Origin of the sequence: Leptolyngbya cf. ectocarpi LEGE 11479 (assembly GCF_015207065.1) — a bacterium.
Taxonomy (GTDB): Bacteria; Cyanobacteriota; Cyanobacteriia; order Phormidesmidales; family Phormidesmidaceae; genus Leptothoe; species Leptothoe ectocarpi.
Genome location: NZ_JADEXP010000427.1, coordinates 1 through 5,119, shown reverse-complemented (window position 1 = coordinate 5,119; position 5,119 = coordinate 1). Strand labels below are relative to the sequence as shown.

Here is a 5,119-nt window from a genome sequence, read left to right as displayed (position 1 = left end):
TTCCAGCTCAGACATCATGTCATCCAGGCGCTGGTTGGACAGATCGCGAATATCCAGGGTTATTTCCACTCGCCCCGGAATTGTATTCGCCACATTGGGAGATAGCTTCATCGCACCGACGGTGGCTACCTGGTCGCCGTAGCCATCGCCCGTTTTGTTGCCCATGCCGTTAACCGCCAAGATCACCTGGGACGCGGCTACCATGGCATCTTGGCGCATGGTCATCGGGGTGGTCCCCGCATGGCTGGCGCTGCCTTTGATGTCAATTATGTAGCGCCGCTGACCGACAATGCCCGTCACCAAACCTATGGGATTACTGGCCGCCTCGAGCACCGGCCCCTGCTCCACATGCAGTTCTACAAAGGCGGCTAAGTCGTCTGTGCTGCGCTGGGCTGAGGGTAGCTTGTCCCAGTCACCGCCAATAAACTTTAGCCCGATGTCAATCGGCTCGTAGTGGGGATGCTCGTAAAAATCAAGGTCCAGACTCGCTTTGCCCGCCATGGCTTTACTGCCAATCATGGTACGTTCTTCATCGGCAAAGACAATCACCTCAATGGGGTGATCGGGGCGAATCCCTTGCTCATGCATCGTCCGAACCGCTTCTACCCCGGCGAGTACGCCGTAGGTGCCGTCATAGATTCCCGCGTTGGGCACTGTGTCTAAGTGAGAGCCTGTGGCTATGGCAGGAATATGGGGCAATCGGCCCTCGTAGCGTCCGATAATATTGCCCGCTGCATCAATGGTTATGGCCATGCCGGCGGACTCCATCCAGACCTGGATTAGCTGTCGTCCCTGCCGGTCCTCTGGGCTAAAGGCTAGCCGTCTCACACCGCCGTTGGGCAAAGCTCCTATGGCCCCCATCTCGGCCATCATCTGCATGAGGCGTTTCCCATCAATTGTCAGCGTGTTAGCGGAAGTAGAAGCAGTGACCGTATCCAACATAAGCGCCAGGCCCAAATCTAAATGAACTATTCAAAATATTGAGAAATGACATTGAGAGCCTACTGAGCAATCACTCAATGTTTAACTTTGGTTAAAAGTTATTTGGTTTTATTGTATGGAGCCCCAGATTTCATATCTGTAACGACAGTTACCCAATCTCTCTATGGCGGTCTATGGCGGTAAGTCTTTCTGCCAAATGAAACGCCATAGGGTTTAATAATCTTGGCGTTGCCGATCCTCCCCTAAATCATCAACGCATAACCTTGTCCATCGTCAGGAGACTGTATCTATGACCGATATCGGTACCAAAACGGTATTTATTTGTGGGTCGGCCCTACGGGGGCAGCCGGACCACGGTAATCTACAGTCGGCCACCTTTGTTAAACCGGCTAAGACAACAGCTAACTATCGACTACATGCTGTTAAGGATGGCTGGCATCCCGGCATCTACGCGGTGGAGTCAGGGGGAATTTCGATTCCAGGTGAGCTGTATGAATTGACCGCTGAGCAGTATGACTATCTGGTGTCGACAGAACCGCCTGATATGTATCCGGCAGAGGTAACGCTGGATGGGGGTGGGGTTGCGATCGCAATGCTCTATCCCCAAACCCTGATCGAAGAAAACAACTGGCCCGACATCTCTCACCTCGGTGGATGGGCTGCCTATAAAGCCGCCCAAGGATAGCCGCAGTCAAGACTTATCCCAGCACCAATCCCCACAAACTTCCCCAAGAACAACCATGGGCAAAGTGTTAATTAAAGGGGGCCGCATTGTCACCGCCGTTGACGACTATGTGGCCGATATTCTAATTGAGCATGGCAAGATTGAAGCCATTGGCCGTCAGCTCACTGTAGAGGATGCTGAACATCATGATGCTGCCGGTCTGCTAGTGATGCCCGGCGGTGTCGATGTTCATGTGCATATGGAAACCCCCATGGGCAATGGCATAGAAACCTGCGACAGCTTTGAAAGCGGTACCCGCTCAGCCGCCTTTGGCGGCACCACTACGGTGATTGACTTTGCCCAACAGTTTAAAGGAGAGAGTCCCAAACAGGCCCTCGACCGCAGGCTAGCAGCGGCTGAGCCCCAGTGCTGCATCGACTACGGCTTTCACGTTATTCTCACCGATGTGACACCAGCGGCCCTAGCCGAGCTACCAGACCTGATTAATCAGGAGGGCGTATCCAGCTTTAAGCTCTACATGGCCTACCCCGGTGTGCTGATGGTGGACGATGCCGACATTTATCGCACCATGCGGAAAGTGGGCGGCCATGGCGGTATGGTTAATCTCCATGCGGAGAACGGGGTGGTGATTCAGGCCCTGATTGAAGAAGCCCTAGAAGCTGGTAACACATCGCCCAAGTTTCACCAGCTCACCCGCCCCCAACTGATGGAAGGGGAAGCCACCCATCGGGTGATTCGCATTGCCGAGCTGGCGGAGGTGCCCGTGTACATTGTTCACCTCTCAGCCAAAGAGGCATTGGATGCGGTAGTCGAGGCTCGCGACCGAGGCATCCATGCCTTTGCAGAAACCTGTCCCCACTATTTGTTTTTAGATAAAACCGAATACGACCGGCCTGAGTTTGAAGCGGCTAAGTATGTGATGACGCCGCCTCTACGGGACCATAAGTGTCAGCATGCGCTTTGGCGTGGTCTCCAGTTTGATGACTTGCAGATTGTTGCCACCGATCACTGTCCATTTTGTTTTAATGAAAATGCCCGGGGGTTGCTCAAGTCAAAGCAGTATGGCAAAGACAACTTTAACAAAATTCCTAACGGTGCCCCTGGCGTAGAGCTAAGGCTGTCACTGCTTTACGATGGGGGTGTTGTGGCTGGCAAGATTAATATCAATCGCTTTGTCCAACTAACAGCAACGGCCCCTGCCAAAATGTTTGGCCTGTTTCCCCAGAAGGGGACCATCGCTATAGGCAGCGATGCCGATATTGTTTTATTTGATCCCGACGAGCGCCACACCCTGAGTGCTAGCACCCACCATTCTAATGTGGACTATTCTCTCTTTGAGGGGCGTCAGGTGCAGGGAAAAGTGAAAAAGGTCTTTTTGCGAGGAGAGCTAATTGTAGATCAGGAGCAATGGCTAGGCCAGGCTGGCATGGGTGAGTATATCAAGCGTTCGGCGTCTGGAAGAGTGTTGACTGGCTAGGATATGGTGATGCGGGCAACAGCTAGAGCAGTGCTGCGTTCTATCTGCAAGCGTGTTCGAAGGGTGCGATCGCACCCCCCGCCCTGCGCCTATTCCTTAATCGCTACCCGTTTGGTCAAAATCGCCATCACCTCATTGGCACGTCCGGTGGAGATAGGCTTACTCCAGTCGTTGGGTTCGGCGTAGCGTTTTCTATGCAGGTCTTGGATGGTTAGCCGCACGGCGGTAAGGCTGCCAAATAGCAGGTGACGCACGGTTTCATATTGGTGGTCGGGCAGTGGTTCAGTGCCGACAGGTAATGTGGACGCTACTGCGCCCTGGGTGATATCGAGAAACATAAGCTTTGGTCTCCAAGCGTGGTTAAACCGTTGCCACGTTTGAAAGCTGCAGTCGAAAAGACTACAGACTCGCGGCTCGGTAAGAAACCAAAGCTCAAGATTCAGCTGCCCTAGTTATGTGATGCAAACCGGGGCAGCAATAGGATAAAGTATCCCAAGCCTCGGACTGCTCATACCAGTCAAGGGTTAGCTGGCGGTTCGGTGTTAGCCGCACCTGCCGCCAGTGCTAAATATTGAGCTTTGTGGTCATGCCCGCAAGGGCGTGAGAACTAAGGTACCGCTAAGTCATTTCTCACGTCAAGCCAAAAATATTGCAGTTAATTACGAATCCAATGGACTTCGCACACCACGTCCGCAGGATGGTGTTTGTCACGGAAAAGGATATCGCGCCAATCCACTGCACGTAGGTTTCTTCAGTTCGATAGGAATAATGCTTAAACCGAATAACATCACTACCAAGCAATTTTCTAGGGCGCGGCTCAGACAGTGGCCTGGACTAAAGTTAGAGGACCGGATGATAAACAAATCCTAAGTAGCATTAGTCTGACTGTAAGAGGGATGATTATACTGAAGCTTTCAACCTAATCACCCATATCGGCGGATTAGGCTGACGTATTTCCACCTAATTACTCATATGAGGATCTTAGGCAGAAATATTTCCACCTAATCCACCATTTGAGGTAAATAGGTGGAAAGTTTCCCTCTAATTAATAGTTGTAGTGACCCGATATAAATGTTATCGCTTGGGAACCCTATAATGCAACGGGTCCCAACAACATTCCGTTGGAACCGACACTCCCGTTAACCGCCTGACGACGTTTAGGAGGAAGTGCGGTTCAACTCCACCGTTATGCAGGCTTCATGCTTTATGAGTTAGTGTCGCAGGCTTACTTGTCTGTTTATGTTTTCAAAACATTGAAAGCTTAGAAGTCGTTTTTATTTACTGAAATAGCTGATGGAAATTGCAAAACTTCTTCTCGAATACCTCAAAGTTCTTGCATGGCCATCCGTCATTCTGGCGATTGTCTTAATTTTTCGTAAACAAATTGAAAGCCTTATTAAACGATTAGAAAAAGCTGATTTGCCTGGAGGCGTATCAATAAGCTTGCGTGCCGAGATCCTTGAAGCGAAAAAATTGTCTGAGCAAGTAATTGCAGAACCGCTACCCTCACAAGCAAAAGGAGTACAAAGTTTACCCCTAACAGAAGCTAATTTAAGGATGCTAAAGTTAGGATTACAGCCATCGCCAAGTGGTCTTAACGTCGATTATTATCGTGATATTGTCGGAGATGATCCAAACCTTGCGCTTGCCGGATTACGTTTGGAAGTTGATGTATTGGCTAAAAACCTTGCTACAGGCTTTGGCGTTAATGTTACCCCAGAAGACTCGGGAGGACGCTTGGTCAAAAAATTGCACGATGCTGGTGCAATAACCTTGCAACAAGCGAAATTGATCCAAAAGATATTACAGCTAGCTAATGCTGGCGTTCATGGAACATCTGTTAGCCCTCGTGAAGCCAATCAGATTATTAACATTGCTGGTGTTCTAGTTGACCAGTATATTGCGTGGTTAAGCTGGGGATTCGATGATGAGTGGCAGCCCAGGCAGCAAAGATAGTTAAGCAACTGCATAATCGGGATAGGGAGAATCCTCACGAATCCCCCCTCCCACACCAC

At 50.6% G+C, this 5,119-nt stretch carries 5 protein-coding genes; 3 read left to right on the top strand and 2 right to left on the bottom strand.

What is annotated here, in order from left to right; genetic code table 11:
• Nucleotides 1-942, bottom strand: a 942-nt coding sequence (locus tag IQ260_RS27580; protein WP_193996281.1) for a Zn-dependent hydrolase, incomplete at its 3' end; no start/stop codon positions are given.
• 289 nt (nucleotides 943-1,231) lie between these two features.
• Between IQ260_RS27580 and IQ260_RS27575 the strand changes: the two genes are divergently transcribed.
• Complete coding sequence (locus IQ260_RS27575; RefSeq protein ID WP_193996280.1) at nucleotides 1,232-1,627, top strand: gamma-glutamylcyclotransferase family protein; 396 nt, start codon at nucleotides 1,232-1,234, stop codon at nucleotides 1,625-1,627.
• Nucleotides 1,628-1,682: 55 nt separating this feature from the next.
• Nucleotides 1,683-3,104 (top strand): dihydropyrimidinase, encoded by a 1,422-nt coding sequence (hydA, locus tag IQ260_RS27570; RefSeq protein WP_193996279.1) that lies wholly within the window; start codon nucleotides 1,683-1,685, stop codon nucleotides 3,102-3,104.
• 89 nt (nucleotides 3,105-3,193) lie between these two features.
• Here the strand turns inward: hydA and IQ260_RS27565 are convergent, their stop codons facing one another.
• Nucleotides 3,194-3,442 (bottom strand): hypothetical protein, encoded by a 249-nt coding sequence (locus IQ260_RS27565; protein WP_193996278.1) that lies wholly within the window; start codon nucleotides 3,440-3,442, stop codon nucleotides 3,194-3,196.
• A 955-nt stretch (nucleotides 3,443-4,397) separates the two neighbouring features.
• Here IQ260_RS27565 and IQ260_RS27560 point away from each other — a divergent pair.
• Entirely contained in the window at nucleotides 4,398-5,060 is a 663-nt protein-coding gene (locus IQ260_RS27560; RefSeq protein WP_193996277.1) for a hypothetical protein, read from the top strand.
• Nucleotides 5,061-5,119: the final 59 nt, after the last annotated feature.